The sequence below is a fragment of the Mycobacterium sp. genome (assembly GCF_019243155.1).
In the GTDB taxonomy this organism is placed as follows: Bacteria; Actinomycetota; Actinomycetes; order Mycobacteriales; family Mycobacteriaceae; genus Mycobacterium.
In genome coordinates, this window is record NZ_JAFAUS010000085.1 from 1 (window position 1) to 3401 (window position 3401).

The window sequence follows — 3401 nt, forward strand, 5'->3', positions numbered from 1 at the left end:
TCACGTTCGACAACGCCATCATCGCCACCGGCAGCAGCACCCGCCTGGTCCCCGGAACGTCGCTGTCGGCCAACGTGGTTACCTACGAGGAGTTGATCCTGTCCCGCGAGCTGCCGGAGTCGATCATCATCGCCGGTTGCGGGGCGATCGGCATGGAGTTCGGCTATGTGCTGAAGAACTACGGCGTCGATGTGACCGTTGTCGAGTTCCTGCCGCGCGCGCTGCCCAACGAGGACGCCGAGGTGTCCAAAGAGGTCGAGAGGCAGTTCAAGAAGCTGGGTGTCAAGATCCTGACCGGAACCAAGGTCGAATCCATCTCCGACGACGGGTCCGTGGTCCGGGTGACCGTCAGCAAGGACGGTAAGTCGGAGGAGCTCAAGGCCGAAAAAGTGTTGCAGGCCATCGGTTTTGCGCCCAACGTCGAGGGCTTCGGGCTGGAGGCGGCCGGGGTCGCGCTGACCGACCGCAAGGCGATCGGCATCACCGACTACATGCGCACCAACGTCGATCACATCTACGCGATCGGCGACGTCACCGGAAAGCTCATGCTCGCGCACGTCGCCGAGGCGCAGGGGGTGGTGGCAGCCGAAACCATCGCCGGCGCAGAGACTTTGGCGCTCGGCGATTACCGGATGCTGCCGCGCGCGACGTTCTGCCAGCCGCAGGTGGCCAGCTTCGGGCTCACCGAGGAGCAGGCCCGCGACGAGGGCTACGACGTCGTGGTGGCCAAATTCCCGTTCACCGCCAACGGTAAAGCGCACGGCATGGGCGACCCCAGCGGATTCGTCAAGTTGGTAGCCGACGCCAAGCACTTGGAGTTGCTGGGTGGGCACCTGGTCGGCCACGACGTGTCCGAGCTGCTGCCCGAGCTGACGCTGGCGCAGAAGTGGGACCTGACCGCCACCGAGCTGGCGCGCAACGTGCACACCCACCCGACCATGTCGGAGGCGCTGCAGGAGTGCTTCCATGGCCTGACCGGCCACATGATCAACTTCTGAGCGCCGATGCGAACCACCGTCACCACTGAGACCGTCGCGGGTGTCGTCAGCGGTTTGGCGGCCGGTTATGTGCTGTGGTTGCTTGCCATTTCGATCGGCGATGACGTGACGACGGTGAGCGTGTGGAGCCTGGTCGTGTTGCTGCTGTCGATTCTGCTGGCGGCGGGCGCCGGCGCGTGGGGCTGGTGGCAGCGCCGCCGTGTGAAGCAGGTGTGGGCCGCGTTCGCGTTCGCCCTGCCGGTGCTTCCCGTGGTGTTGACGCTGGCCGTGCTGGTCGACCTCTACGTTTGACCGGACGGATTGTCCAACGGGATTGCCAGCGTTGCCATCGTCGCGGCCAGGCCGTCGTATTGGCTTGCCAGCAAGCAGAATTCGATCAACTCGCGCCGGTCCAGGTGACCGGCCAGCTGCTGCCACGTCGCGTCGGTGACGGTCCGGTCCTTGACGAACTCATCGGTCGCCGCCAGCAGTGCGAGCTGGCGGGCGCTGAGCCGGTGGGCGGCGCCTTCCGCGACGCCCGGCCAGGCGAAGATCGCGGCCTGCGCGTCCGAATCCAGACCCGCCTTGCGTGCCATCCGGCGGTGGTGCTGCAGCTCGTATTCGCATGCGCGGACGTGCGCGACCCGCAGGATAACCAACTCGGTATCGATCGTCGGCAGCTTGCCGCGCAGTAGCCGGCCGCCGTAGATCGCCCAGGTCCAAAACAGCATCCGGCGTTGTCCCAGCGTGGTGAACAGATGCATCTCCGGTACCCGCAGCTGCCGGGCGGCCAACCTGGCCACCACCCAGTTGACCGGGCCCAGTTCACGGAACCGCCCCGACGGAATGCGGCCGGTCTGGCCGTCTTGCGTTGTGCTCATGGCTGTTTCACCAAATACGGAGACACCGTGCTGCGGTGCTCGTCCAGGTCGAGCGCGCGTCCCAAGGCCGGGAACGCACGCTGTGGGCAGTTGTCGCGCTCGCAGACGCGGCAGCCCGCGCCGATCGGTGTCGCCACATCCCCCGACAAGTCGAGTCCTTCCGAGTACACGAGCCGGTGAGCGTGGCGAAGCTCGCAGCCCAACCCGATCGCGAAGGTCTTACCGGGCTGACCATACCGGGCTGCGCGCCGCTCGACGGTGCGGGCCACCCACATGTAATTGCGCCCGTCGGGCATCTGGGCGATCTGAACCAGGATCGTGCCCGGGTTGGCGAACGTCTCGTAGACGTTCCACAGCGGACAGGTGCCGCCGCTGGAGGAGAAGTGAAAACCGGTGGCGGACTGGCGTTTTGACATGTTGCCGGCCCGGTCGACCCGGATGAACGAGAACGGCACGCCGCGCATCGACGGCCGTTGCAACGTCGAGAGCCGGTGCGCGATGGTCTCGTAACTGATCGAGTAGAACGACGACAACCGCTCGACGTCGTAGCGGAAGTTTTCCGCGACATCGTGGAACTGGCGGTACGGCAACACCGCGGCCGCGGCGAAGTAGTTGGCCAGCCCGAGCCGGGCGAGCTTGTGCGACTCGTCGCTGGTGAACTTGCCCTCCTCGACGAAGGTGTCGATCAGATCGTCGTATTCGAGATAGGCCAACTCGGCGGCCATCTTGAACACCTGCTGCCCCGGGGCGAGGTGGTTGCCCATCTCCAGCGTCTTAGTCGCGGGGTCGTAGCGGTGCAGCACGGTGTCACCGAGGTCGATCCGCCGGTTGATGTGCACCCCGTGGACTTCGGTGAGCCGGCGGGTCAGCTCGCGGGCCAGGTCGCCGTGGTGCAGCCGCATCTTGATCGTCAGGTCCTCGGCCGCGGTGTCCAGCTCGTGCAGGTAATTCTGGCGCTGGTAGAAGTAGTCGCGCACTTCCTCGTGCGGCATGGTGATCGACCCGCTGCCGCTTCCGTCGGAGAACCGCTCCTCGGTGGCCGCCGCCAGCTGCGCGGTGGTGATCCGGTAGCGCCGGTGCAAGTTGACGACCGCGCGGGCCAGCACGGGATGAGCGCCCACCATCTCGGCGACCTCGGTCGGGTCGACGTCGATGTCCAGGTCGCGGTCCATCGTCACCTCGCGCAGCTCGGCGACCAGCCGGGTGTCGTCCTGGGAGGCGAAGAACGTCGCGTCCACGCCGAACACCTCGGTGATGCGCAGCAGCACCGCTACCGTCAGCGGCCGGACGTCGTGCTCAATCTGATTGAGGTAGCTGGGGGAGATCTCCAGCATCTGGGCCAGCGACGCCTGACTGAATCCACGCTCGTTGCGCAGCTGGCGCACGCGGGAACCGACGAACGTTTTGGACACTTAACAAAGCGTACTCGGCTGCGAAGGCGCGGTTCGCAGAGTTCGCATCCCGCGCCGGCGGGGGGCCAGGGCTAACCTGAGGTACCGACGAGTAGCAGACGGGGAGCGACGCCGTGAGCCTGGACAAACAA

At 66.1% G+C, this 3401-nt stretch carries 4 protein-coding genes; 2 read left to right on the plus strand and 2 right to left on the minus strand.

What is annotated here, in order from left to right:
• A partial coding sequence (locus JOZ00_RS04385) for an FAD-dependent oxidoreductase (RefSeq protein ID WP_293340157.1) occupies positions 1–998 on the plus strand: 998 nt, incomplete at its 5' end.
• 6 nt (positions 999–1004) lie between these two features.
• Positions 1005–1289 carry a hypothetical protein gene (locus JOZ00_RS04390; protein ID WP_293340159.1) on the plus strand — a complete coding sequence of 95 codons (285 nt, stop codon included), beginning with the start codon at positions 1005–1007 and terminating at the stop codon, positions 1287–1289.
• Here the strand turns inward: JOZ00_RS04390 and JOZ00_RS04395 are convergent.
• Positions 1280–1858 (minus strand): carboxymuconolactone decarboxylase family protein, encoded by a 579-nt coding sequence (locus JOZ00_RS04395; RefSeq protein WP_293340162.1) that lies wholly within the window; start codon positions 1856–1858, stop codon positions 1280–1282. The genes JOZ00_RS04390 and JOZ00_RS04395 overlap by 10 nt on opposite strands.
• Complete coding sequence (gene ramB, locus JOZ00_RS04400) at positions 1855–3270, minus strand: acetate metabolism transcriptional regulator RamB (protein ID WP_293340165.1); 1416 nt, start codon at positions 3268–3270, stop codon at positions 1855–1857. Before ramB ends, JOZ00_RS04395 begins: the two co-directional genes overlap by 4 nt.
• Positions 3271–3401 lie beyond the last annotated feature (131 nt).

Coding starts and splice junctions, on each gene's coding strand:
- JOZ00_RS04395 (WP_293340162.1), bottom strand. CDS start 1,858: ATGAGCACAACGCAAGACGGCCAGACCGGCCGCATTCCGTCGGGGCGG.
- JOZ00_RS04390 (WP_293340159.1), top strand. CDS start 1,005: ATGCGAACCACCGTCACCACTGAGACCGTCGCGGGTGTCGTCAGCGGT.